At 43.6% G+C, this 25,760-nt stretch carries 19 protein-coding genes and 1 CRISPR repeat array; of the genes, 13 read left to right on the top strand and 6 right to left on the bottom strand.

Going from position 1 to position 25,760, the window contains the following annotated elements:
- Window positions 1-81 precede the first annotated feature (81 nt).
- Genes AC5FXQ_RS21225 through cas4 form a run of 8 tightly spaced genes read left to right on the top strand, consistent with a single transcriptional unit; the run spans window position 82 to window position 8,857 of the window.
- Complete coding sequence (locus AC5FXQ_RS21225; RefSeq protein ID WP_493604415.1) at window positions 82-1,980, top strand: hypothetical protein; 1,899 nt, start codon at window positions 82-84, stop codon at window positions 1,978-1,980.
- Between the two features lie 41 nt (window positions 1,981-2,021).
- Window positions 2,022-3,041, top strand: coding sequence for a type I-B CRISPR-associated protein Cas7/Csh2 (gene cas7b / locus AC5FXQ_RS21220; RefSeq protein WP_493604414.1), 1,020 nt, complete (start codon window positions 2,022-2,024; stop codon window positions 3,039-3,041).
- A gap of 12 nt (window positions 3,042-3,053) precedes the next feature.
- On the top strand, window positions 3,054-3,842 hold the full coding sequence (gene cas5b / locus AC5FXQ_RS21215) for a type I-B CRISPR-associated protein Cas5b (RefSeq protein ID WP_493604413.1): 789 nt from the start codon (window positions 3,054-3,056) through the stop codon (window positions 3,840-3,842).
- The gene (cas3, locus tag AC5FXQ_RS21210) at window positions 3,839-6,250 is read left to right on the top strand and encodes a CRISPR-associated helicase Cas3' (protein WP_493604412.1); all 2,412 of its coding nucleotides are present in this window, start codon (window positions 3,839-3,841) and stop codon (window positions 6,248-6,250) included. The genes cas5b and cas3 overlap by 4 nt, the downstream gene beginning before the upstream one ends.
- A 15-nt stretch (window positions 6,251-6,265) precedes the next feature.
- Window positions 6,266-6,937, top strand: coding sequence for a CRISPR-associated endonuclease Cas6 (locus tag AC5FXQ_RS21205; protein WP_493604411.1), 672 nt, complete (start codon window positions 6,266-6,268; stop codon window positions 6,935-6,937).
- 56 nt (window positions 6,938-6,993) lie between these two features.
- Window positions 6,994-7,992, top strand: a complete 999-nt coding sequence (gene cas1 / locus AC5FXQ_RS21200) for a CRISPR-associated endonuclease Cas1 (RefSeq protein ID WP_493604410.1) — start codon at window positions 6,994-6,996, stop codon at window positions 7,990-7,992.
- Window positions 7,989-8,279: a CRISPR-associated endonuclease Cas2 gene (cas2, locus tag AC5FXQ_RS21195; RefSeq protein WP_493604409.1), complete on the top strand. Its 291-nt coding sequence runs from the start codon at window positions 7,989-7,991 to the stop codon at window positions 8,277-8,279. The genes cas1 and cas2 overlap by 4 nt, the downstream gene beginning before the upstream one ends.
- Window positions 8,280-8,284: 5 nt before the next feature.
- Complete coding sequence (cas4, locus tag AC5FXQ_RS21190; protein ID WP_493604408.1) at window positions 8,285-8,857, top strand: CRISPR-associated protein Cas4; 573 nt, start codon at window positions 8,285-8,287, stop codon at window positions 8,855-8,857.
- Between the two features lie 196 nt (window positions 8,858-9,053).
- Window positions 9,054-13,853: a CRISPR direct-repeat array (repeat unit 37 nt; unit sequence CTTCCAATAGCTTATCCAGACCAATAAGGATTGAAAC).
- Between the two features lie 1,684 nt (window positions 13,854-15,537).
- Here cas4 and AC5FXQ_RS21185 read toward each other — a convergent pair.
- On the bottom strand, window positions 15,538-16,845 hold the full coding sequence (locus tag AC5FXQ_RS21185; protein WP_493604407.1) for a tyrosine-type recombinase/integrase: 1,308 nt from the start codon (window positions 16,843-16,845) through the stop codon (window positions 15,538-15,540).
- Window positions 16,846-17,498: 653 nt separating this feature from the next.
- Here AC5FXQ_RS21185 and AC5FXQ_RS21180 point away from each other — a divergent pair.
- Window positions 17,499-18,350, top strand: coding sequence for a hypothetical protein (locus AC5FXQ_RS21180; protein ID WP_493604406.1), 852 nt, complete (start codon window positions 17,499-17,501; stop codon window positions 18,348-18,350).
- A gap of 320 nt (window positions 18,351-18,670) precedes the next feature.
- Here AC5FXQ_RS21180 and AC5FXQ_RS21175 read toward each other — a convergent pair whose 3' ends face one another.
- Window positions 18,671-19,702 (bottom strand): AI-2E family transporter, encoded by a 1,032-nt coding sequence (locus AC5FXQ_RS21175; RefSeq protein ID WP_493604405.1) that lies wholly within the window; start codon window positions 19,700-19,702, stop codon window positions 18,671-18,673.
- Between the two features lie 233 nt (window positions 19,703-19,935).
- On the opposite strand from AC5FXQ_RS21175, the gene AC5FXQ_RS21170 reads away from it, so the two are divergent.
- Window positions 19,936-20,106, top strand: a complete 171-nt coding sequence (locus tag AC5FXQ_RS21170; RefSeq protein WP_493604404.1) for a hypothetical protein — start codon at window positions 19,936-19,938, stop codon at window positions 20,104-20,106.
- Window positions 20,107-20,166: 60 nt separating this feature from the next.
- On the opposite strand, the gene AC5FXQ_RS21165 is transcribed toward AC5FXQ_RS21170, so the two are convergent.
- The 4 genes from AC5FXQ_RS21165 to AC5FXQ_RS21150 form a co-directional block, all read right to left on the bottom strand.
- Window positions 20,167-20,781, bottom strand: coding sequence for a sterol desaturase family protein (locus tag AC5FXQ_RS21165; protein ID WP_493604403.1), 615 nt, complete (start codon window positions 20,779-20,781; stop codon window positions 20,167-20,169).
- A 107-nt stretch (window positions 20,782-20,888) separates the two neighbouring features.
- Window positions 20,889-21,404 (bottom strand): shikimate kinase, encoded by a 516-nt coding sequence (locus tag AC5FXQ_RS21160; protein WP_493604402.1) that lies wholly within the window; start codon window positions 21,402-21,404, stop codon window positions 20,889-20,891.
- Between the two features lie 21 nt (window positions 21,405-21,425).
- Window positions 21,426-22,517 carry a BT_3928 family protein gene (locus AC5FXQ_RS21155; RefSeq protein ID WP_493604401.1) on the bottom strand — a complete coding sequence of 364 codons (1,092 nt, stop codon included), beginning with the start codon at window positions 22,515-22,517 and terminating at the stop codon, window positions 21,426-21,428.
- Window positions 22,518-22,728: 211 nt separating this feature from the next.
- Window positions 22,729-23,283 carry a DUF1599 domain-containing protein gene (locus tag AC5FXQ_RS21150; protein WP_299984344.1) on the bottom strand — a complete coding sequence of 185 codons (555 nt, stop codon included), beginning with the start codon at window positions 23,281-23,283 and terminating at the stop codon, window positions 22,729-22,731.
- Window positions 23,284-23,325: 42 nt separating this feature from the next.
- Between AC5FXQ_RS21150 and folP the strand changes: the two genes are divergently transcribed.
- From folP to AC5FXQ_RS21135, 3 genes are all read left to right on the top strand, one after another.
- Window positions 23,326-24,183, top strand: a complete 858-nt coding sequence (folP, locus tag AC5FXQ_RS21145) for a dihydropteroate synthase (RefSeq protein WP_493604430.1) — start codon at window positions 23,326-23,328, stop codon at window positions 24,181-24,183.
- Window positions 24,180-25,028 (top strand): diadenylate cyclase CdaA, encoded by an 849-nt coding sequence (cdaA, locus tag AC5FXQ_RS21140; RefSeq protein WP_493604400.1) that lies wholly within the window; start codon window positions 24,180-24,182, stop codon window positions 25,026-25,028. The genes folP and cdaA overlap by 4 nt, the downstream gene beginning before the upstream one ends.
- A gap of 308 nt (window positions 25,029-25,336) precedes the next feature.
- Window positions 25,337-25,681: a hypothetical protein gene (locus AC5FXQ_RS21135; protein WP_007652294.1), complete on the top strand. Its 345-nt coding sequence runs from the start codon at window positions 25,337-25,339 to the stop codon at window positions 25,679-25,681.
- Window positions 25,682-25,760: the final 79 nt, after the last annotated feature.

Genomic DNA, 25,760 nt, shown 5'->3' with positions numbered 1-25,760 from the left:
GGTAGATTAGCGGAAGGGTAGCCTGAAGCATGTTACAATGTAAATCCCTTACTGAGGATAAAAGATTTAAAACATTATTATATGTTAGACACACTTATTAGAATAGGAAAACATCTTAGTGAAGATCGCGGAGAATGGGATGATATTATAGATGTACCAGATACTACAGAAGAACAGACTAAAGGCATTACCCCTCTTGTTGCGCAATTACTCTTGGATTTGGATGGTAATCAAATAGTTATAAACAAGACACAGCTAAAGGTTTTCGAGCCGCAGGATGCTTATACCTATATGAGCATCAAAATCCAGGGAGGGAACAATAAAGCTATTTACGCTACAGTATCTCCTAAAAAGTCTTTTGAACAAATCCGTAAAACCTTTTTTGGGCTAACGGACAAAAACGGAAATGCACCTGACCAAGGTCAGTTCACTGAAGCAATTGATAAAGATTTCCAGTTTTTGAAAAATTCGCCCTTGTATCGGGTATTACAAGAAGCTTTTGCTCTTGCAGAGGATTTTACAGCCAAGTACGTCGATAAGGAGAAAAATAAAGCAGACTTTGGTAAGGCAACAAAGGCACTGGAGTTACCCAGCAACGAGCGCATCGTGCTTTTGTATACTGCAGTAAAAAGCCAGGAGCTTGGCATTCCTCTTCCAACACCAATAGCTAACGTCTCAGGTTATGAAGACTTCCTTCGTGCCAAATTCTTAAAGCAAGATGAGCCAAAGAAAGTAGGAAGTCCTACTGAGAAGCTTTGTTACGCTACGGGTGCACCTACAGCGGATGTGGAAGAGATATCAATTGGAGCAAGGTACAGCATGAACAAAATGTTTGTAACCACTACCAAAAATTATGCAGTCAATTTCAATGATAAAGCTTTTGGTAGTAATTACCAGGCGAGTGCTTTGGCTCAACTTTACCTGGAGCGGGGCTCCAACTATCTACTGAACAACTATACTATAAAAATAGCTGGCGTAGATCACATAATAATACCTCATTTCTTTAGCAGGGAAGACGTAGATCCAGATGTACTGATGCAGCGAGTGGCCAAAAAGACAGACTTACTGTTTCGCTACAAACAACTTGCTGAAATGGTAGATGACTTTTCAGATAATGAGCTTTACTGGTTGAACTTTCTAGGCTATGAATCGGATGGTAATTTTTTCAAAACCATCAACACTATTCAAGATGTCAGTAAACTCCACTTCAACAAACTTATAGAAGCTTTCATATCAACAGACAGAGCTTTTAAAAGTATTGCAGGTATGGAATGGGATAAAGTTATGACAGTAGGCAAAGACAACAGGCTTAGCTTTAACTTTTATAGCTTATACTCTCTTATACCAGTTAGAAAAGATAAAGAGAAAAAGAATGTTGCTCTTGCACTCTTCAAAGCCATACTCGAACAACGGAAAACAGACCCGCAACAGCTGTATAAGCACTTCACTGAACTGATCTTATGCCATTGGTATGGGCGCTATAAAGCCTACGGCAATGTTTACCAGAATGATATTTTTGATTTTGCTGCCCGCAATGCAGTGTATCAATATCATGCCCTTGTTTACATCCTTAAACAATTTAATCTTCTAAAAGGAATGGAAAATATTAAAACTGATGAATTAACAGATGAGCTCAAACCCTCTGATGCTTTCTTCAAAAAAATGAACTACAACGATAGCCAAAAAGCGCTGTTTTATCTCGGCAGAATCCTTAACTCAGTCGCCTATGCTCAACAAAAAAAGGGGCATGATTCGAAGCCTGTATTAAATAAGGTAAACTACAATGGAATGGATAAGAAAACCATTGTACGCCTGCACAAAGATTTGTTTGATAAATGCCGCCAGTACGCTATCCTATCTTATAATGAGCCATTATTTTCACAGTTCACACAGCTTTTCAACAGTGAAAAATGGCCATTAAAGTCTGAGGAAGCTCTTTTTTATCTATTGGCAGGATACTCATTCCGTGATAACGCATAACCTCAACTATTAAGTGAATTTTATAAATCAACATAAAAAATATGGCTACAATTACTAATAACTCTGATTTACTGTTCCTTTACGAAGCATCTCAATGCAACCCTAATGGAGACCCAGACCAGGAAAATAAGCCTCGAATGGATTATGACACCGATACTAATATTGTAACCGACACTCGGGTAAAGCGCTATATCCGCGATTTTCTGAAAATGACAGGACAGCAAATTTTTGTGGACATGGAGGGGGAAAGTAAAGTTAGCGCAGATAGTAAACTAAAAGCGGTAATAGGCAGGCTATTAGCTGATCAGGAAGAACTTGATCGGGTATTTGCAGAAAATGAAGACATGAAAAGCAAATTCTTGGAAGTGAGAGAAAAATCTAAAGCTAAAACAGCCGAAGACATTCTCAAATTTATGCAGGATAAGAAAAACCGTGATCTAAGCTTTCGCCTAAACCTGTTCCTGCTCTCCTATCTTGTAAAACAGAAGTTTGTGGACATTAGGCTTTTTGGAAGTGCCTTTGCCATTGAAGGATTCAATAAGTCTTATATAGGACCAATTCAATTGAACTGGGGCTATTCACTAAATAAGGTGCAGCTGATGGAGTCGAATTCTATTGTCACCATCATGAACGATGACAACAGTACCTTTGGCAAAGACTACCGTGTACATTATAGCTTGTTAGCTTTCAACGGCACTATCAACAAATATGCAGCGGTAGGCACGGGATTATCAGAAGAAGATCTGCAACTATTCCGCAATTCGATATGGGAAAGTATTCCTTCTTTACCGACACGCTCTAAGCTGAACCAATACCCTAAACTTTACCTGGAGATAATTTATAATGATGGCTTTCACAACGGCCACTTTGGCGATTTAAGAAGTTATGTTACAGCCACACCAGTGAATGGCCTTGATGAAAAACAAATACGAAAATTCAGCGACTTATCTCTTGATCTAACTGCCTTAGCCAAACTAATTTCTGAAAACAAAGGAGAAGGCAAATCCATCAAAGATGTAGTTTTTCGCGCAGCACCAGGTGTAGAATTTTCTATAGCTTAACATCGGGCGGCAATGGAGATACTTTCATTTGATATCTGCGGGAAAATGGCTCATTTCAGGAAGTATTATGGCAACAATACAGCCATGAGTTATTCTATACCGCCACGAACAACTGTGATGGGTATGCTTGCAGCCATACTTGGTTTTGAAAGAGATAGCTACTACGACACATTAGCTTCAGACAAAATCCGCATTGGGTTACGTGTTTTGTCACCGCTTAAGAAGTCTTTCCACAGGCTAAATTTGCTAAGTATAAAAAGCCTCGGCGATGCAACCAAAGGAGGCGGAGACTTTACGGGAAAAGGAGGTCGTATACAAACTCCTTTTGAAGTAGTGAGCGGCCTGGACATCAGCAAAGATATGGTTTGCTACCGCATATTCGTTTCTGCAAACCAGGCTGGTGCCGAAACCTTCGAACAACTAAAGGAAAAGTTACTAGCTAATCAGAGGCATTTCAACCTTACATTGGGAGTGGCTAATTTTTCAGCGTTTGTTCGAAATGTGCGTCATTATGAAAATGTAGCAGAAAAAAATTCATCGGGTAGTGTGCAGATACATTCTGCTGTTATCTCGGATACAGTGGAAAAGCTTGTTTTTGAAAAAGATACAGAAGCAGGTTCTAACTTTCTGGAAGAAGAGTTACTTCCTTCTGATTTTCTGCAAAATGGAAGCAGAGAGTTGTCAAAGCTTAACCGCACCCTTTTCAGCACCAGAAACTTACCGCTTGAAGTTAATTTGAGTGTTCCTCATTACCAGTTAATTGATAAAACTGAAACTCAAAATATAGCTTTTTTGGAATGACGATTTTCTATTCTCATAGTAAGCAGGGCACAGACGGTCAGGTGTACGGTTCTAAACAACTGAAAACGCATACTGATGGCGTAAATACTAAAGTTCAGCAGCTTTTATCTGAAACCTTATCGTTTTCATTAGTAAATGGAATCGGAAAACTATCGGAAGAAATTGCTCTTTACCATGATCTAGGAAAGTATTCCACACACTTTCAGCATTACTTGCTGCAATCAGGCAAGTACGACGCAACCCTAAAACAACATGCTAAGTTCGGAGCTTTTGCAATACTGGAAAAACTGAGCCAGCAAGGCAGAAGCTTTGAGGCATGGTTGGCTCTATATATCATTGTTCATCATCACAGCAATCTAACAGAGTTTAGCTCACTAAATAATCTAATTGCTAGAGACGAAACTTATCATGACGAATATATTTTTGAGGAGCAACTGAAGAGTATACAAGCAAGCTTGCAGCAAATAGCATTGGATCTAGATGAGCCTGCTTTACCAAACTATTTAAAGTTTCCAGAACAAAGGCCGTTCAAGAAGTTTTGCAAGGAGTTTAGCAAATTGTATGGAGCTCCAGAAACATATTTTCTCATTAACTACCTGTTCTCACTGCTTATTGAAGCAGACAAACTGGATGCATCTGAAACCTCACTTTATAACAAAGTAAATATAGCTGCTGATGCTGTAGACCGTCTTTTAAACAGCAGCACTCACCAGCTACGGACGAAAGTAAGGCATTCAGTAATCAGCAGATTAGATGAACTTGACCTGCAAAAGCAGAAAATTTTTACGTTAACGGCCCCTACAGGAGTTGGCAAAACCTATACAGCTCTTGATTTTGCCTTAAAACTTAAAGCAAGGGTTCCTGAACTTCATAAAAGCCAAATTATTTATGCCTTGCCTTTTATCAATATTATTGAGCAAAGCTATGCTGAGTACACAAAAGCATTAGGCAGCTCCTGTAAAATTCTGGCGCATTACCAATATGCTGATATCTTCGGGGAAGAAAACAAGAAAGGTAAAGGAGGATATGATGAGAAGGCATACCATCAAAAGCTAATGGAGCTAGACACCTGGCAGAGTGATATCGTAATTACCTCTTTTGTGCAGCTGCTTCAGACCATCATAGGTTATCGGAACAAGATTCTGAAGAAGTTTAACCACTTGGCAAATTCCATTATTATTCTAGATGAAGTACAGACCATAAAGCTTGAACAAGTGCCTTTGGTGGGAGCTGCTTTATATTACCTGTCAAAGTACCTGAACGCACGAGTTATTTTGATGACTGCTACAAAACCTAAGGTTCTGGAGCTTGCTTATGAGCATATTTTAAAAGCTGAAGGTGAGCCAAAAATAGATTACAAAGCTTGTGAGCTATTACAGGAACACGAGGATATTTACAGAAGCTATAAAAGGACAAAGATCGTTCCTCTCTTAGATGTAGAATTTCCAAAAGATACAGTAGCAGACACTTTTGTACAAGAACTGTTTTCAAATAAGTGGACACAAAGTCAGTCATGCTTGGTTGTTGTAAATAAGGTAAACCGCTGCATTGTGTTTTTTCAAAAAATTAAAGAATACTTGGAAGAGCAAGAGCTTACCAATCCTGTCTATTGTCTTTCGACCAACATTTTACCTGCACATAGGCTAGAACGGATTGAGCAAATAAAAGCAGATTTAAAAGCAGGAAAAAAACCAATCCTCATAGCTACACAAGTTGTGGAAGCAGGTGTTGATCTTGATTTTGATATGGGCTTTCGAGACCTAGGCCCTATAGATTCTATCGTGCAGGTTGCTGGACGTATCAATCGACAAAGTAATCCTCAAAACCCAGAGCGATTACACTTGCCATTGTATGTGATTAATACAGGAGATTGTCAGAAAATTTACGGTACAATTACAACAGTAAACGCTGAAGGAGCCTTACGTTTAGCCCCCGAAATTCCTGAAGCTGATTACTTAGAATTAGTTGAAAATTATTTCACTAAACTTACCAATAGCAGCTCATTTAAGTATTCTCGTGATGTATTTGAGGCCATGAAAGCTTTGAGGTATGATGCTGTTGACAAAGATGCTAGTGTAAAATATGTTTCAGACTTTAAAGTGATTGAAGAACAACAAAAAGCTATCTCAGTGTTTGTACTCGTTGATGAACGGGCTGCGGAAGGTAGACAAGCATTCATGAATCTGCTCAGCAATAAAATGAGCAAGCAGGAATTTGATGAAGAGTTTAAAAAGGATTTTCACCAACGCATCATTGCTGTTCCTTCTTATTATACAGAGCACTTGGATAAAAATCTGAATCTTGGTGATTCCATTATGTTAGCACAGCCTGAAGATTATGATTTTGATACAGGATTCATAAGACAAGCAATAGAGGAAAGAGAAGTAATAACTTATTTGATGCTGTAATACCTGTAGCACAATATGCAACAAACCATCCATACCACCACCATCACCTTCCCCGAAATTCAGCTGAACCCACGCGACGCACATAAGCTGAGGGGCTATTTCGGTAACCTGTTCAGAGACCATTCACCGCTGTTGCATAACCACTTGGAGAGCGGCGAGAGCCAGTACCGTTACCCTTTGGTGCAGTACAAGGTAACAGACAACACACCAATGTTACTGGGCATCAACGAGGGGGCTGAGCTCCTCACTTCGCTATTTTTGAAAGTGCAGGAGTTGCAGCTGGACGACCAAACCTACCCTATCCTAAGCAAGAACATTAGCAACAGGTGCTGGACGATCGGACTCGACAGCGATCTGCACCACTACCGCTACGAGACGCTCTGGATGGGGCTAAACCAGGATAACCACCGCAAGTACATGCAGGCATCGTCAGAACAAGAGCGACATATACAACTTAAACGTATCGCCGTTAGCAACATCCTGGCTTTTTATAAAGCTTTTGACTTGCGCCTGGCTGAGGAGCAACGTATCCTGCTGAGCCTGCAGGTGCAGGAGAAAAGCACACGCTTCAAAAATCAGCATATGCTGGCCTTCAGCGGCGGCTTCACCACCAATGCGATCTTGCCCGACTTCGTAGGGCTGGGTAAATCCGTATCCAGGGGATTTGGCACGGTGAAGAAGGTGTAGCGGCAACGAACTACGTCTCACCCTTACTTTCTATGTGTACTCTAACATAACAAAGCATGCAACTGTATATCAACACCTACGGCACCTACGTCCACATCAAAGACGAGATGTTCGAGGTACGGATCCGCGAAAAGGAGACGAACGACATCAAAAAACACCACTTCGCCGCCTCTAAGGTCACCAGCATCATCATGACGACGGGGGCCGCGCTGAGCACCGATGCCATACGGCTGGCTATACTAAACAACGTGGACATTGTGTTTACTGAGAAGGACGGGCAGCCCTTGGGACGTGTTTGGCACAGCAAATTGGGCAGTACCACCAAAATTCGGAAGCAGCAGCTGGAAGCAAGCTTGAATGGCACAGGAGTGCAGTGGACAAAAACTTGGCTGCTGACCAAGATTGAGAACCAGCGCGACTTCATTCAGGACCTGAAGAAACACCGCGCCCCACATGCCGATTACCTCAACGACAAAATTGCGCGGCTGGAGGCCCTGGCTGTTTCCATTTCGTCGCTGCAGGCAGAGCGGGTGTCTGACATTGCTGATACGTTGCGGGGATTGGAGGGAACGGCAGGCAGACTATATTTTGAGACACTAAGTTACGTGCTTACTAAAGAACATCAGTTCAGCGGACGCAGCACCCGTCCGGCAAAAGACCCTTTCAATGCTTTCCTTAACTACGCTTTTGGTATCCTCTACAGCAAAATAGAGAAGTCTCTTATTATAGCGGGCCTCGACCCTTATCTGGGCTTCCTGCACCGCGACGATTACAATCAGCTCAGCTTCGTTTATGACTTTATCGAGCCCTACCGTATCTATGCCGAGACTGTAGTCTTTCGACTCTTCTCCGGCAAGAAGGTGAACAAACTACACACCGACCAAATCACCAATGGCTATTCGCTCAACAACGAGGGGAAGGCCTTGCTGGTGGCTGCTTTCAATAAGTACTTTGATGAGGAAACGATACGGTACAAGGGCAAGAACCAGACACGCAGTAACAGCATCCAGTACGACGCGCACACATTTGCCAACAGTTTAATTCAGAAGGCATGATAGTTTGGGTTCTCTACGATATCAAAAACGATCGCTGCCGCACAAAGGTGGCAAAAATCTGTAAACAGGCTGGTCTCTACCGCGTTCAATTCTCTGTTTTCCTGGGCTCCTTGGACGCCCACGAGAAGGATACGTTGCGCCTGCAAATCGAGGATTTAATAGATGAGGAAATCGACAAGGTATACATCTTCCCGATGAATAAGGCTGAGCTGCAGCAGACTGAGCTATTAGGACAGGCCTTTGACAAGGATCTGGTATCTGATGAGGTGAGAGCCCTATTTTTTTAAGCTTTATGAGCCTCACCCCCTCACATATCATTGAGTACCTCTACTGCCCCCGGTTCACGTACTTTGAGTACGTGCTGGCAATACCGCAATATGAGACGAAGAACTATAAAGTAATGCGTGGTCGCGAAGTCCATGATCAAAAGCTGGAGCGCAACAAAGACTACCTGCGCAGAAAGATAGGCGTTCAGGAGAAATTCATGGACCAATACCTGACCAACGAACTGTTACGCGGCCGCATAGATGAGGTGCTGTTGCTGCACGATGGCTCAATGGCGCCGCTCGATTATAAGTTCGCCCAGTTTAAAGACAAGATATATGATACCTACCGCACCCAGCTCTACTGCTACGCTTGGCTAATAGAGCAGAACTTCGGAAGAAAAGTGAACAAGGGTTACCTGGTTTATACCCGAAGTCAGCACAAGTTGGTGGAGGTTGCAATCTCTGAATCGGACAAGAAGGATGTGGAGAACTGTGCCAACCAGATTCTTGAGATTATCGACAAGAACTTTTTCCCAAAAGCTACAAAGTACCGTAAAAGATGTTTAGATTGCACTTACAGGAATATCTGTGTGAAATAAGTCGTTTCCAAGCACAAAATTATTTCGATGTTATCTAAAAAATACAATAACTTACTCATTGTCAGAGGTTAACATTTTCGGAAAAATTCTAATTTAATATGAAAAAAAGCTCTTTGACGTATTGTAAATTAAGAAAAAGAGGTGTAGTAAATAACACGTATATTATTGAAAGTCAAATCATAGCACAAAAGCACGGCTTCCAATAGCTTATCCAGACCAATAAGGATTGAAACAATCCCGCTTCCCGTTCAGGCAGTAACTCAGGTACACTTCCAATAGCTTATCCAGACCAATAAGGATTGAAACAGCAGGGTCTTTTGTCCCTTTTGCCCTGCCACGCTCCTTCCAATAGCTTATCCAGACCAATAAGGATTGAAACGATACTTCGGCACATATTCATAAGCACGGTTTTTTTCTTCCAATAGCTTATCCAGACCAATAAGGATTGAAACCACATGCGATTCCGTTCCATGCAACCCCATCTTTGCCTTCCAATAGCTTATCCAGACCAATAAGGATTGAAACGTTAGTAACTCTCTTGTGTACTCTTTTGCTCCTGTGCTTCCAATAGCTTATCCAGACCAATAAGGATTGAAACTTGATAAATTCGTATATAGCGTTAGATCGGGATTAGTCTTCCAATAGCTTATCCAGACCAATAAGGATTGAAACATGGACTCGCAGATGGAAGGCGCGATCTGTTCGGTGACTTCCAATAGCTTATCCAGACCAATAAGGATTGAAACCAACTTGAATCCCTATCTGCGTCATATAAGGCAGGCCTTCCAATAGCTTATCCAGACCAATAAGGATTGAAACCGAAATTCATAAGGAATGAAGAACCTAATCGGAAGAACTTCCAATAGCTTATCCAGACCAATAAGGATTGAAACTCACCTCGTTCCAGGCTATTTCCGCGTTGGGCACCTCTTCCAATAGCTTATCCAGACCAATAAGGATTGAAACTCACCTCGTTCCAGGCTATTTCCGCGTTGGGCACCTCTTCCAATAGCTTATCCAGACCAATAAGGATTGAAACAGACCCATATCTCTACACTTGGTAAAGTTTTCATAACTTCCAATAGCTTATCCAGACCAATAAGGATTGAAACGATAGTGGAGCGTGCCAATGCAAGCGGATGGAAAAACTTCCAATAGCTTATCCAGACCAATAAGGATTGAAACTTATGATTAATGTATTATCTTTGTAATAAGCAATTACTTCCAATAGCTTATCCAGACCAATAAGGATTGAAACGGGTAAAACACCGTTTCCACTTTACCGGGCTTGCCTCTTCCAATAGCTTATCCAGACCAATAAGGATTGAAACAAAAAGGGTGTACCAGTCGGAATATGTAGTGCGATTCTTCCAATAGCTTATCCAGACCAATAAGGATTGAAACACACTCGCCTTCCTGGTGAGCATGATGGGCACCTCCTCTTCCAATAGCTTATCCAGACCAATAAGGATTGAAACACCTGACAGAGGAAACGGGATTGAGGTCACAGTATTCTTCCAATAGCTTATCCAGACCAATAAGGATTGAAACATAGACCTGCACAACCAGACCAAATCAGACCGCAAGCTTCCAATAGCTTATCCAGACCAATAAGGATTGAAACTCCCTTGAATTCGGGGTAATTAAAAAAGCCGCTCCTCTTCCAATAGCTTATCCAGACCAATAAGGATTGAAACTTTCTAATCAGCTGCCACGCTATCTCTGGCCCAGGGCTTCCAATAGCTTATCCAGACCAATAAGGATTGAAACAAACCCGCCTCGACTGGCTGTTGGAATCGGGTATTTCCTTCCAATAGCTTATCCAGACCAATAAGGATTGAAACTGTTAGTAAGTAGTCAAAGAACTCAGTCAGGAAATACTTCCAATAGCTTATCCAGACCAATAAGGATTGAAACACATTTTATCCACACTGCCTAATAATATGCCTCTACACTTCCAATAGCTTATCCAGACCAATAAGGATTGAAACGGATCTGGGAACATAGGAGAAGTGAACTCGCCAAATCTTCCAATAGCTTATCCAGACCAATAAGGATTGAAACGCTGTTGTGCTGTCATGATTATCTGATTTGGGTTTTCTTCCAATAGCTTATCCAGACCAATAAGGATTGAAACGAGAGTGTCACGGCTTCATTGTTTCATAGGTCATGCCTTCCAATAGCTTATCCAGACCAATAAGGATTGAAACGTCAATCTGTCAAGTATAATCCTATCGCACCCCTAGCTTCCAATAGCTTATCCAGACCAATAAGGATTGAAACGTGTAAGCTAATGACGGCAAAGGAGAGAATACTAGCCTTCCAATAGCTTATCCAGACCAATAAGGATTGAAACAGGAAATCAACGCCAACCTGCTTAAGAACCACGGCACTTCCAATAGCTTATCCAGACCAATAAGGATTGAAACAGACAGTATCCTGACCGATGCCACCGTCAAGCAGAAACTTCCAATAGCTTATCCAGACCAATAAGGATTGAAACCCGCCCTGAGTACTATGGCATTTCTGAAGATGAAAGCTTCCAATAGCTTATCCAGACCAATAAGGATTGAAACTTGATGTGCAGTGCATCAAAGTGAAGCCACTCAAACCTTCCAATAGCTTATCCAGACCAATAAGGATTGAAACTTGCGTCTTCAAGTGTTGGAAATACTTTCAGGAAGCCTTCCAATAGCTTATCCAGACCAATAAGGATTGAAACGTCTGTCTGTCAAGTATAAAATCAGTGCACCCCCAGCTTCCAATAGCTTATCCAGACCAATAAGGATTGAAACAGAAGTGCGCCACGGTCTGACCTGAGAAGTCTATAACTTCCAATAGCTTATCCAGACCAATAAGGATTGAAACTGACTTGATCGCCACTCAGGGTAACATCCCCCGGATCTTCCAATAGCTTATCCAGACCAATAAGGATTGAAACGCCAATAAGTTAAGCGATCCCGCTTTCAACAGGGAACTTCCAATAGCTTATCCAGACCAATAAGGATTGAAACTAGAGTTGGGCACAAGCTCTGAGGCGTTGGGTTACTCTTCCAATAGCTTATCCAGACCAATAAGGATTGAAACTCCCAAATCCTGATAACAAGCCAATAGTAAACCACATCTTCCAATAGCTTATCCAGACCAATAAGGATTGAAACAGATTGCCTATGATTATGGGATGCAAGGGTCTAAGATCTTCCAATAGCTTATCCAGACCAATAAGGATTGAAACTTTTGCCTAATACAAGCTATCGTGCCCTGCTACTGCCTTCCAATAGCTTATCCAGACCAATAAGGATTGAAACCAGAAGTCATCAAAAGACCGCAGTACAAGTTCCTATCTTCCAATAGCTTATCCAGACCAATAAGGATTGAAACAGAATCTTCATGCTCCGCTCTGCTCTATCTTCATCACTTCCAATAGCTTATCCAGACCAATAAGGATTGAAACATCCTGGTACTCGTTAGCGTCTAAGGTTACGGTAATCTTCCAATAGCTTATCCAGACCAATAAGGATTGAAACGTACAGAATTACAGCAGCTATGCAAACCGTAAAGGACTTCCAATAGCTTATCCAGACCAATAAGGATTGAAACGCGTTTCTAGCAAAGAAGACGCAACTAACTGGGCAACTTCCAATAGCTTATCCAGACCAATAAGGATTGAAACCTATAAAAACTACACCTATAAGATCAGGTCTATTGACTTCCAATAGCTTATCCAGACCAATAAGGATTGAAACAGCAGATGGACTACCTGACCCCTGAGCTGCTGAGAACTTCCAATAGCTTATCCAGACCAATAAGGATTGAAACGTCTGGGCATGTTCTGGCTGGTGCAGGCGTTCAACATCCTTCCAATAGCTTATCCAGACCAATAAGGATTGAAACTTGTTGAACTGGTTGCGGCTAAGTGCCTCTGTTAAGTCTTCCAATAGCTTATCCAGACCAATAAGGATTGAAACTTATGTAAGAAAACTCTACCTTTTCTCCGTAGTCTTCTTCCAATAGCTTATCCAGACCAATAAGGATTGAAACTACAATTCACTCTTAAAATTAACACTCTAAAACAACCTTCCAATAGCTTATCCAGACCAATAAGGATTGAAACTTCACTACACACAAACAAAGCAACATGGACAATACACTTCCAATAGCTTATCCAGACCAATAAGGATTGAAACTACTGTTCCTAAAAAGGTAAATCGTCCGGTTCCTCTCTTCCAATAGCTTATCCAGACCAATAAGGATTGAAACAAGTCTGTCCAGTCGAATACGGGGTATGCCTGAAAGCTTCCAATAGCTTATCCAGACCAATAAGGATTGAAACCCTCGAAGGTGTATGCCTCCCGCGTGTTGGGTGCCACTTCCAATAGCTTATCCAGACCAATAAGGATTGAAACCTGACCGATGACGAAACGGTGGTGGACGTGAACTCCCTTCCAATAGCTTATCCAGACCAATAAGGATTGAAACTGATTTGCGCAAATTATAATATAGATAAGTTATCCACTTCCAATAGCTTATCCAGACCAATAAGGATTGAAACCCCGTTGGCAAAATCTTGCAGCAGGACGGGCAGAAGCTTCCAATAGCTTATCCAGACCAATAAGGATTGAAACACAGATTGCAAAAAGAGACGTGGTACACGGACACGACTTCCAATAGCTTATCCAGACCAATAAGGATTGAAACCTTTCAGGGCGTTCCCCAAAGCGCACTGAATCGCTCTTCCAATAGCTTATCCAGACCAATAAGGATTGAAACCAGGAAGGAGAACACCGGATTACCACCCAACAGGTTGCTTCCAATAGCCTATCCAGAGTAATAAGGATTGAAACGGGTAAAAAAGTCGTAGATCGAAGGGAACCTCAACCCTTCCAATAACTTATCCAGAGCAATAAGGATTGAAACAAAATGGCAGAGGTAACTATACTGATTAGGCCGCAACTTCCAATAGCAATAGCTTATCCATAGCAATAAGTATTGAAACTGCATATATTTACAGGTATATGCCACCGATGCACCACTTTAAGCGACTTATCCAGAATAACAGGGATTGAAACAAGTGGCGTCTTTCCCACTGAATGTTTTTGCACTTCACTTCTAATAGCTTAATCCAAAGTAATAAGGATTGAAACATGCACAGGGCGTAGCGCTCTGGGTAATTGATGAACTTCCAATAGCTTGTCCAACGTAATAAGGATTGAAACTTAAAGGGACTATCCTTGCTTTGCGTAGGGGGCACCTACTTCTAGTAGCTTATCCAGAGCAATAAGGTTTGAAACGGCACATGAGAACCCAGTGAACAGAATGCAGTAAGCTTCCAATAGTTTATCCAGAGTAATAAGGATTGAAACTATTGCCATCCTGCGGGAATATGTATACCCGCCCCTCTTCCAATAGCTTATCCAAAGCAAAAAGGATTGAAACGGGCGCCGCGAAACCCTGCCGCGCATACCGTTGAAACTTCCAATAGCTTATCCAGAGCAATAAGGATTGAAACAACGTGACGCGCACCGCACGTTTCCGCAGGTGTTAGCTTCCAATAGATTGTCCAAAGCAATAAGGATTGAAACCGCATCACCTTTTCGCAGAAGAACTTCTCGAACGAACTTCCGATAGCTTGTCCATAGTAATAAGGATTGAAACTACTTATCGATATTCTTGTAAAGCCACTTTGCTATCCTTCTAATAGGTTATCCAGGGTAATAAGGGTCGAAACTATTCCGGTTTCGGGTATCGTTTCAACACAGTAAACCTTCCAATAACTTATCCAAAGTATAAGGTTTGAAACTCCTGCCTATGCTTTGCTTTGGCACTGGTTGCTTTTTTTCTAATAGCTTATCCAGAGTAACAGGGATTGAAATTTGTAATACACTTTTCTGATCCACTTGCCTTGTGGCCTTCCAATAACCTATCCAAAGTAACGAGGATTGAAACGGGTTAAGCGTATCACTTATCCATTTCAGAGCAAAGGCTACTATTAATGATTGAAATAATACCTTCTGCGGCTAGCCAATCTTCGAGTCCTTGCTTCCGATAGCTCTTCCAAGTAACAAGGATTGAAACTAGGTTCTGACAGGAGCAAACACCAAAGGGAAAGCCTTTTGCAATAGCTCATCCAGTGTAACAAGGATTGAAACGTATCTCTTGTGCTATCATGGTCGTTTAAAGTTGTATTGTTGAGCTTCCATTAACTTACCTAGAGCAATAAGGATTGAAACAACAGACCGTTAACGCCGTGGTTAGGGTCGTTTGTGATTCCAATAGCTTATCCAAATTAATAAGGATTGAAACAGATGAGCACAGCCGTCCCTTCTTACCCGTCCATCACTTCCAATAACTTGTCCAAAGCAATAAGGATTGAAACTGTTATGATTGATAATGAACGGCGAACAGGTTAAGACTTCCAATAGTTTATCCAGAGTAATAAGGATTGAAACCTTGATTCGTACTTTGGATCAGTTGTGTTCATATATTATCACGCAGATGCTCAAGAGTAAAGAGGATTGAAATTTCACTCAATTTGCTGTAGTAGGGGCTTGACATTTTCTTTGAAACCTATTCCAAAATAATAAGGATTTTTGAACGTCTAGTTTTATCCATAATTAAAGTGGTAGAAGTTGTTCAGGAACTTATCTTTCCATAATTTTTGACTTTCAGATGCTAATCAACTAGATCTTACTCGCATTAAACGCAGTTAGCTGTGCCGCAAACTGCTTCTTCACGTCATTCTCAAAGCTGTCTAGGTAACTCTCGGTGGTCCTCAGGTTGGAGTGCCCGAGCGATTCAGAAATAAGCTCAATCGGTGCTCCCGCTCGTTTGAGCACGGTGGAGAAAGAGTGCCGGGCCGTGTAGGTGCTCACGTTCTTGTCGATACCCACTGCGGCCGCTACCCGCTTGATGTACTTATTTATCGTCTTGGTGGCATGCTGGATTCTCGCCCGCTCCCGTTCCGCCGACAGCCCCGGATCAAGCAAAGGAAACACATAAGCTTCATTGTAAGCCGGTTTGTTGCCCCACCGCTCAATGATACGGTCTATCTCCGGTGTCCGCATGGCTGTAATGGCCTTGATGTTCTGGCGGCTGGTCCTCTCAGTCTTGGCCCTGATGAAGGTAATAGTGTCTTTACCTAGTTGCTTGTATTTTAGCCGGGCTATATCTTTCATGTTTATCCCGTTACAGAGGTAAGAGAAGACCCACAAGTCCCTCGCACGGGCCTCGCTCTCGGAGGCTGGCTCATAAGAGAATATCCTCTCGATGTCAGCTAGCGCCAGGGCTTTCTTCACATTTCGGCTAGAAGGGATTTGGTACTTTCTCTTGCCGAACGGGTAGAGCTCCGCTTTCGCCTCCCCGGCCACGATAGCCTCATTGTAGATGGCTCGGAGTGCCCGCAGGTAAATACCGACGGTGGTGATGGAACTCCCGTTCTGGAGCATCCACTTCTCATAGCCTGTCAGGAAATCAACTGTGATAGCGGCGTAGGCCAATGGCTTGCACTTTTTAAGCAGGTTCTCCCTTTTTTCGATGGCTTTGGCTCTTGACAGGCCTTTGTTTCTCGTCAGGGGCTCCCTGTGAATGAAGGATACCAGGGACAGGCTAGCGCTTTCGTAGCTGCTCGCAGTTCCTACCCTACCCTCCTCGGCCAGCTTTTTGACTTGGTGCTCGAAGGCGGCAAAAACGTCGTTTTTAACGGCAGCGTTTAGGTATTTCTTATCGAACTGCTCAAAGGTGAAAAGCTCCAAACCGCGAATGATGCCGATGGCCTTCTGCTCTATTGCCTGAAAGGCTATCTGGAGCTCTTTGAATTTTCCTTTCGGCTTTTCGGCCTGCACCTTCGCGAAATCCTGCTCGCTCATAGAGTAGCTTGTGCTGTAGTATTTGCGCTGTCTCTGAAAGGTGAGCCGCAGCCTCACCGGGAAGGAGCCGTCTTTCAGTGCCCTTCGGGTATCCAGTATGACGGAGGTGAGTACGGGTATCATGTGTGTGCAAATAATTTTATGTACACACAATTTGCACACAAACCCTCAAAAAAGCAAGAAACAACAGTGAATAAAGAGAAGTATAAACCGCCTTTATTCATCTCATAGGCAATTTTTACAAATATATAAAACCAACAATAAAGGCCATAGCCATGACTGTTAATCAGGGGGTCCCTGGTTCGAGCCCAGGAGGGGGAGCTTAAAAAAAGCCACTTACGAGTAAAATCGTCAAGTGGCTTTTTTTATTTGCAGATATCTCAACAGCAAATAGCATTTAATCTCACATTCTTACATAGAGTTCACTAAGTAAGCCCTACAGATCTATAGACTTACGGTTTACTAGCTATGCGTACAGCTATTCCTAAAGTGAAGTTCATAGAGATCGAAACACAATGTTACGTTTGTAATACTGCCTTTTCAAACTTTGGAAGCTTCTTAATAACGGATATAGGTGGCAGGGGACTGCCTAGAATTCATAGTTATAATCTTGTAAGCCCTTCGCAAGCTTATTGGGTAAATAGTTAAGTATAATCTCGCAAAAACACATAAACTACTTTTTATTATAATAAAATTAAGTATACCAAGATTAAAACATGTTATAAATTTAATATTAATCTTATCTTTCAATTTGAATAATGGAACCTTAACTCCTCATGTTTCGCTTTTCAATTACCTTAACCGATATAGTCACAAGCCCTTGGTTCTCTGTTGTAACTTTCCTTCTCGGAATTGCTTACTCCGCAGCTCTATACTATTCAAGTAAAAAGGTAAAACGTCTCTCCTACTATGTTAAAACTATTATAGTTTTAAGAGTTGAACTTCCAGAGCTAGCTGAAAAGTATGAGGTGTTTAAAAGAAAAACTTTTAACTACATATCACTTACTAAAGTTCTTATCTGGAACTCAGGAGACATAATGATCGACGGAAGCGAGATAGCTAAGAAGGCTCCTCTGCACATTCACTCCTACTTGATGAATGAATTAATTGGCTTTAAACTAATTCACGAGAAAAATCCTGCAAATGGTTTCATAGCAAAAAGGGATGAAAAATCTTTCGTTTACACTAAAACTCAACAGCCCGCTACAACTATAAAGGTTGATTTTGACTACATCAACCCAAAAGAAGGAGCTGTGATACTTCTGTTAAACTCCTGCAGGGCATCTTCTGATCATATTAGTATGACGGGTGCTATTAAGGGCCTAGAACAGATCGAAGAGTATAGAATACCTAACGAAAGAAACATATTAGTTGATTGGATACATAGGTTACCTTATATTTTTGGGCGCTTTGCAAGAATGGTAATGACCACTATCATAATTTTAACACTACTTTCTTACATTATCTTGTCTTCTTCTGCATTCGGAGAGGACGAACTACCGGTCTTCTTTCAGATATTTCACTATTTTACAGTTACCGCTTATGCATTTGTATTTTATTTAGTTTACAGTATAGAGTTTGGCTACCAGTTGCCTGATGGGTTTGATGTGATGAACGAAAGACTATAAGCCTAATATGAACCTTTTAATTGAACAACCTTTAATATAATTGGGGAAGAGAGCCCTAAGCATTACATGTAGGCATAAATAATATAGGAGTAGTCGTCCTCTTACTCTCAGTTGATTTCTAAAAATCAAGCTAAATATCCATATAAATTCCTATTGGCTTCTGGAGTTGCGTCTTAGCAAAGTCTTCTTCATAGATGGAGTAATTTATTAAGTTTCGAGTAGATCAGTAGAAAAACGAGAGACTAGGTAACACTTTTGCTTTATCTGGTAAGTTACTATCAGTGTTACTATATAAGTGCTTTTATAAGATCAATTCATTTTTATAAGTGCCCCTTTTGAGCCTCTAATACGTCCTTCACATACAACTCCTGCACAATCACCATGAGCACGGCTAGTATCGGAGCAGCCAGCAGCAGCCCTAGCGCTCCCAGCAGCAAACCAAGCAGCACCTGGAAGAACAGCAGCAAAGCTGGCGGCAGGTCCACTGTCTTTTTGAAAATGATGGGGGTTACCACATAGCTCTCCACCATCTGTATGCCGCCATATATCAGAATCACGTATAGCGCCATCTGCCCCCCTTCCATCAGGCCGACGAGCACTGCAGGAGCTCCAGCCAGCAATGGACCAATGTTGGGCACAAACGCGAAAAGAAAAGCAATGAAGGCCAGGGCAAATGCCAGGGGCAGCCCTATCAGACTGTAGCCGATGGCGGTACTGACACCAATTATAGTCATAGCCAGCAGCATGGCTATCAGCCATTTCCGAAGGGTGTTGTAGCACTTATCCAGCACCTCCAGTATACGCGTGCGCTTATGGACTGGAAACAGTTTAGTCAGGCCGTGCGTGTAAAGGGTGGGGTTAGAGGCCAGAAACAAGGCAGTAATCACTACGATCACAAAATCGGCAAGAAACCCAAGCGTAGTAGAAAAGGCACCGCCAATACTGGAGAGAAGGTCTTTTTGTGCCGGGAGTGCACTTTTTAAGTCCTCAGGCAGCTTCTTCTCAACCCGCTCCCCCCAACCCCGCTCACTGAGCCAGCCCCGCAGTTGCTCCACAGATTTGGGCAAAGTTTCTCGCATCTGCCCCACCTGCTCAACAATCGTAGGTGCCAACAACCAAAAAGCCCCTACAATTAACCCAAAGAAAAGTAACACTGACAGCAGCAGTGCGATCCCACGATTCATTCTTGTTTTTTTGACCACCCACTCCGCCATGCCACTGAAGAGCACGGCAAGCAAAATACCCGAAAATACAAGCAAAAAGAAGTAACCCTGGCTTACCAGCAAGTAAGCAAACAGGACGATAAACACCGCTGTCGCAAAACGCTTGACAAAGTTGTAAAAATCTATCATTAAGAAAACAGTTCTTTATAAGCATGAAGACATTTTCATGTGTTTACTCATACGGGTTGCCTTTGGTTAATAAAGTGCTATGAATCTTCCTAAGGCGTCCACTACCCTATAAGCCAACCTTTTCCACAAAAAGCAAGTATCTTATATATATGACAATTTCGTCATATTAACTGCGACCGCACTCTCTATTAAGAACTTAAAGTGCTGTGCTATAACTTAAACATAATAAGACTATGAAAAATATAAGACTATACCTGCCAATCTTATTCGTATTTATGGCGCTGACAATGTCTAGTTGCGAGATCATTGGCGATATATTTAAAGCCGGTATGTGGACCGCGCTCATCATCATCGTTTTGATCGTAGCCCTGGTAGGCTGGCTGTTCAGCAGATTCAGACGATAAACGCAATACCTAACAAAAGAAAAGGGAGCCAATTGGCTCCCTTTTTGATTTTATGATCGCTTACTTCGAGTTGCTGCGCTTCGGCATAGTACCCAGTATGTAGTCCCAGAGCGGAGATGACACGCCGTAGGCCACGTTCGGATCTTTGTAGTGGTGAATGCTGTGATGTATCCAAAGTTGCTTCAGGAAATTCTTAGGCGGCGCATAGGCGTGTACCGCATAGTGCACGAACAGGTATAGCGCATAGCCAAACAGCAGCCCGGCCACCACACCGAAAACAAACTGCCCGAAGATTAGTTTGAACACAAAGAAAAAGAACGAGGCGATGAACAAGCTAACAATCGGCGGCATAGCCAGGCGCTCTTTGTCTTTCGGGTACTCGTGGTGATTTCCGTGGAAGGTATATTGGATGCGCTCTTTCATGGGTGTGTCTGTATCCATATGGAACACGAAGCGGTGCGCGCAGTATTCGATCAGCGAGAAGATAAGCCAGCCTAGCAGAAAGAAGCCGATCGCCTCCAGCACATTGATAAAGCTATACGTGATGCCATAGTAAATCAGTCCGATGGCAATGACGATAAAGATGGAAATAGGCAGTGCAATGTGTGTACGGGTCAGTCTTTCCAGCACAGGATTCTGGAATATCTGGGCTTGTCCTTTGTGATTGGGTTTCATAGTCAGATTTTGCTAAAAACGGATATTTACCGCAAAACTAGTTAAATATTAGGTATCCCGTATGTATTTATCCGCTGCAATACATAAGCGGTAACGAGGAGTTTTTGTTATGGTTTAACTAACGATTCTAATCGTTCAATGTTATACCTTTTTCCCGATACAGTATACCTGGCCTGTTTGTAGAATACCAGGCGTTCAGCTAATGTTTTGACTATGAAATCCTTTAGCTCTTCTTCGCTTTTCTGAGCCAGCAAGGGACGCTGACTCAAGTTTGTTAAAAGCAATCGCTGCGTGAGTTCTTCAGCCGGCACGTCCAGAAAAACGCTCGTGCCATGCTGGTTGATAAACGCCATGTTGTCGAAGAAGCAGGGAGCGCCGCCGCCAGTAGCTACCACAGCTTGCTCAAATTCCTGCACCACCGACTCCAGCGCCTGCCGCTCCTTCAGTCGAAAGCTCTCCTGCCCTTCTGCGGCAAACAGCTGCGCAATGCTGCAGCCTTCCCTTTGCTCAAGGTACTCGTCCAGGTCCACGAAGGCATAGCCTAGCCGTTCAGCCAGCTCACGGCCCAGTGTGGTCTTGCCGGCCCCCATCATGCCGATCAGGAAAATGCGTTGCGTGTGCAAGGTCAAGGTATAGAGTTCCTTTTACAGCAGGCTCACCAGTTCCGACACATTTGGCGTGTCGTTGTGGTGCCACATGCCTTTTACGGTGCCGTCTTGCAGCAACATGGTGCCGGGGTTGGCGCGCATCATGGTTTTCAGCACGGTGCCGTCGCCGAAGAAGTAGGGAGCAGCCAAGCCTACTTCGTGGCGGAAGGCTTCGAATTCCTGACGACCGGACGAGGTGATCACTACTGGCGTTATACCTTGCTGCTCGGCCTCCTGAACCAGTTTGCTGATCTGATCGATGTTACTGCGGTTGGCTTTCTCTACATTGTGCACGATCACCAGCAGCTTGTTGCCGCTGAGGATTTCCTGCGTAAAGTCACCCTGATCGTTCCATACGTTGAAGTCGGTGATCTTCGGACCATCCTCCGGATTCACAGCCACCATCTCCTTGAAGGTATAGGCTTCGTCCATCGGGTATTCCTCAAATTCCTGCTCTTCTCCGTCTTTCACCATTACATACTTGTAGCGCAACGGTGCCGAAGGCTTCATCAGCGCCGGGATATTGTTGCCTATTTTATATGCGCGGAAATCGACATAAGGCAGATGCTCATAAGCGTACCAGCCGATGCCAACCGAAATCAGGGCGGTAAGGGCTGTTACGGCCGCTCCTACCTTTGGCTGCATTAGCGGCTGCAAGTATTTACGGTTGAAGAGCAACCACACAATCATCACCAGCAGCACGATGTCTTTGGTGAACGACTCCCAGGGCGTGAGTTTGATGGCATCGCCGAAGCAGCCGCAATCGGTCACTTTGTTGAAGTAAGCCGAGTAGAAGGTCAGGAAGGTGAAGAACACGATCATGGCCAGCAACAGCCACAGCACTTCTTTCAGCTTCCAGCGAATGAGTAGCGCCACGCCCAGCACGATCTCCGCCGCACTCAGGAAGATGGACAGAAACAGCGCGGCCGGCACCAGCGACAGGAACACCGGCGAAATGTCGTGGGCGAATACCTCGAAGTACTCTTCCAGTTTAATAGCTGTACCTACCGGATCGTTGATCTTGATCAGGCCAGAGAAGATGAACAGCACGCCCACGAAGAGCCAGAAAAATTTAGTGATATATCGCATTTTGAATTTGAGATTTTAAGAGTTTGGGAGTTTAGGAGACCACAACAACTGGATCACCTACATACCCCACAATCTTCCATTTCAGCCTTTTGTCATTTCGAACTGGGGGTAGGGGCCCTCGTTAAGTGAGAAATCTGAAACTGTCTCACATAACAAAATCAGATCTCTCCTATCGTCGAGATGACATACTCGTGTGTATCTAATTTATACCTTACTTCACCGTCTCCGCAAAACCCGACTTAATGAGCGCGAACACGGCGTAGTTGATCATGTCGCGGTAGTTGGCTTCCACACCTTCCGAGATCAGGGTCTGGCCCTCGTTGTCTTCGATTTGCTTCGTGCGGTAGAGCTTCATCAGGATGATGTCCGTAATGGAACTCACACGCATGTCGCGCCAGGCTTCGCCATAGTCGTGATTTTTAGCGTTGAGCAGTTTGATGTTCTCTTCAATGTGCTCCGTGTACATACGCTCCACTTCCTCTGCCGAAAGCGTCAGTTCGTCGCTATCCTGCAAGCCAAGCTGCATCAGGGCGATCACGCAGTAGTTGATGATGCCCACAAACTCGTCGCGGATGTCGTCCTCCACCATTTGCTTGCCCTTCTCCTGAATGGAGCGGATGCGCTGCGCCTTGATAAAGATTTGGTCGGTGATGGATGGCAATCGGAGCACGCGCCAGGCGGTGCCGTAGTCTTTGGTCTTCTTGACGAAGGTATCTTTGCAGCGGTTTACTACCTGATTATATTCCTGGAGTGTTTGACTAATCAACTTTTTAGCTTTAATTTTAAACGATTGACAGATACGCCAACATTGGAATCGAAAGATAAGTTTTTTCGAAAGAAAAGTACACTTAACTGCCGCGGAAAAATCCTTTCACTGGATACACCGCTGGTCATAGGCATCCTCAATGTTACTCCTGACTCTTTCTATGCAGGCAGCCGCCTCAGCTCTCTCGACGAAGTTGTTCAACGAGCCGAAAGCATGCTGGAAGACGGTGCTGACATCCTTGACCTGGGAGGTTATTCTTCCCGGCCGGGTGCTGCGGATGTTTCAGTAGCCGAAGAACTGGACAGAGTTATACCTGCCGTTGAGGCGATCATACACGCTTTTCCGGGAGCTGTGATTTCAGTTGATACCTTCCGGGCCAAAGTTGCCGAGGCTAGTGTAAAGGCAGGTGCTTCCATCATCAACGATATTTCGGGCGGCAACCTCGACGAGGCCATGTTCGAAACCGTGGCGCGACTGCAGGTGCCTTACATCCTCATGCACATGCGCGGCACACCGCAGACTATGAACAGCCTGACGGACTATAAGGACCTCGTACTGGACGTGCTGGACGAGTTGCAGGTCAAGGTGGCGCAGTTAAAAAGTTTGGGTGTGAACGACATCATCTTAGACCCTGGCTTTGGTTTTGCCAAGACTGTGGATCAGAACTTTGAGCTAATGCACCGACTTGAGGAACTACGTGTGCTTGAGCTACCGTTATTAGTGGGAGTATCCCGCAAGTCCATGACCTACAAGTACCTGGGCATCGACCAATCTGAAGCACTGGCCGGCACAATAGCACTCAACACCATCGCGTTAGGAAAAGGTGCCGACATTTTGCGGGTGCACGACGTAAAAGAGACAAAACAGACTATCCAACTATACACGAAAGTAACGCATTGATTCCTTTATTTACAGTAGGCTTTTTGGAAATTGAGCTGCTCGATGTGCTTGACATCCTGCTCGTCACGGTATTGCTTTACCAGCTCTATAAACTTCTGACTGGTAGTGTGGCGCTTAAGATTTTCCTGGGCCTACTCTCCGTATACCTGCTATACCTGGTAGTAAGGGCGGCAGGTATGGAGTTGCTCAGCATCATCCTCGGCCAGTTTATGGGAGTGGGTGTACTCGCAGCCATCATCGTGTTCCAACCCGAGATCCGGCGTTTCCTCCTTCTTATTGGTAAAACGACCGCTTTTAACAACGACCGCCTTTTCCGCGGTTTCCCTTGGCGTCGCGATCAGGTGGAAAAGCTTAGCCTCACCCCTTTCATTGAAGCCGCCAAATCGTTGGCTGCCAAAAACACAGGTGCACTGATCGTATTTGCCAAAAGCTCCGAATTGAAATACTACGCCGAATCAGGTGACCTGATAGATGCTGTGATATCGAAGCGTCTGCTGATGTCGATCTTTAACAAGACAAGTCCGCTGCACGATGGTGCCGTAATCATATCGGGTAATCGCATCAAAGCAGCCCGCTGCATTCTGCCCGTTACGGAGAACAACGAAATACCGGCTTCTATGGGTCTGCGTCACCGTGCCGCCATCGGCCTTACGGAAGTAACCGACAGTGTCGTATTGGTAGTATCAGAAGAAACGGGCCAAATCGCACTGGTGCGCAACGCCGAGGTATACCGCAACCTTTCTTCTGCCGACCTGCGTGTGAAGCTCAACCAGTTCCTGTTCGACACAGACCAGAAACCAGCCGCTGTTCCAGCTCCTGCAGAGAAATCAGTGAGCGCAGCGTAAGGTATAAGCTCAGAACGATAGCAAAGCCAGCTCCTAGGGGTTGGCTTTTTTATTTGCCATGGCCTGAACAGCTATACCTGTTGTATACCTGCAACTGTACTTCTGTGAGACAGGTTATAATTGTGTACTCACACCACAATGTGTGGAAATCATTCCCCATGTCCCTGTGTTCCTCCACAGTTTACAAAACCCGCCAAAAAACCATAACTACCTCATAAGCAGATCGCTATGTAATTCAAAAGGTTCTGGCACGGTTATACCAATAGGGCTATGCGAAACAAATGTTAATCGAACTAAACTAACATAACATGAAAAAAGCAACTTTTTTAGCAGCCGCCATTGCCTTACTTGGTTTTACATCTATCGATGCGAACGCACAAGCTACACAGGCTGCTGAGCAAGCCCAGACGCAAACTCAGAACGACAATAGAGAAAAAGTTACCAAAGATCAGCTTCCAGCCCCTGTAAAGGCGGTATTGGATCACGAAGCTTACAAAGAGTGGACAGTAGGCGATATCTACAAAGTGAAGCCAGCTGAAGGTGACGCGAACGCAAAAGTTGTCTACGAAATCGCCCTGACAAACAAAGAAGGTCAGACTGGCACGATCACTCTTGACGAACAAGGCCAGGACGCTTCTAAAGAACAAGAATAGCCAAAGCGCATATAACGTACTATACTTAGAACTATGGAAAAGGGCCTCCGCTAAGCGGAGGCTTTTTTATTTTATAGGT

Source organism: Pontibacter sp. LHS1 (assembly GCF_058932855.1).
This window is presented reverse-complemented; position numbering and strand designations above follow the sequence as displayed.

What these genes read in the sequence shown, in the direction of transcription:
- cas4 (WP_493604408.1), top strand. Translation starts at nt 8,285, where the DNA reads ATGAGCCTCACCCCCTCACATATCATTGAGTACCTCTACTGCCCCCGG.
- cas7b (WP_493604414.1), top strand. Translation starts at nt 2,022, where the DNA reads ATGGCTACAATTACTAATAACTCTGATTTACTGTTCCTTTACGAAGCA.
- AC5FXQ_RS21205 (WP_493604411.1), top strand. Translation starts at nt 6,266, where the DNA reads ATGCAACAAACCATCCATACCACCACCATCACCTTCCCCGAAATTCAG.
- cas3 (WP_493604412.1), top strand. Translation starts at nt 3,839, where the DNA reads ATGACGATTTTCTATTCTCATAGTAAGCAGGGCACAGACGGTCAGGTG.
- AC5FXQ_RS21155 (WP_493604401.1), bottom strand. Translation starts at nt 22,517, where the DNA reads ATGCGATATATCACTAAATTTTTCTGGCTCTTCGTGGGCGTGCTGTTC.
- AC5FXQ_RS21170 (WP_493604404.1), top strand. Translation starts at nt 19,936, where the DNA reads ATGAAAAATATAAGACTATACCTGCCAATCTTATTCGTATTTATGGCG.
- AC5FXQ_RS21180 (WP_493604406.1), top strand. Translation starts at nt 17,499, where the DNA reads ATGTTTCGCTTTTCAATTACCTTAACCGATATAGTCACAAGCCCTTGG.
- AC5FXQ_RS21185 (WP_493604407.1), bottom strand. Translation starts at nt 16,845, where the DNA reads ATGATACCCGTACTCACCTCCGTCATACTGGATACCCGAAGGGCACTG.
- cas1 (WP_493604410.1), top strand. Translation starts at nt 6,994, where the DNA reads ATGCAACTGTATATCAACACCTACGGCACCTACGTCCACATCAAAGAC.
- AC5FXQ_RS21165 (WP_493604403.1), bottom strand. Translation starts at nt 20,781, where the DNA reads ATGAAACCCAATCACAAAGGACAAGCCCAGATATTCCAGAATCCTGTG.
- cas5b (WP_493604413.1), top strand. Translation starts at nt 3,054, where the DNA reads ATGGAGATACTTTCATTTGATATCTGCGGGAAAATGGCTCATTTCAGG.
- cas2 (WP_493604409.1), top strand. Translation starts at nt 7,989, where the DNA reads ATGATAGTTTGGGTTCTCTACGATATCAAAAACGATCGCTGCCGCACA.
- AC5FXQ_RS21225 (WP_493604415.1), top strand. Translation starts at nt 82, where the DNA reads ATGTTAGACACACTTATTAGAATAGGAAAACATCTTAGTGAAGATCGC.
- AC5FXQ_RS21175 (WP_493604405.1), bottom strand. Translation starts at nt 19,702, where the DNA reads ATGATAGATTTTTACAACTTTGTCAAGCGTTTTGCGACAGCGGTGTTT.
- AC5FXQ_RS21135 (WP_007652294.1), top strand. Translation starts at nt 25,337, where the DNA reads ATGAAAAAAGCAACTTTTTTAGCAGCCGCCATTGCCTTACTTGGTTTT.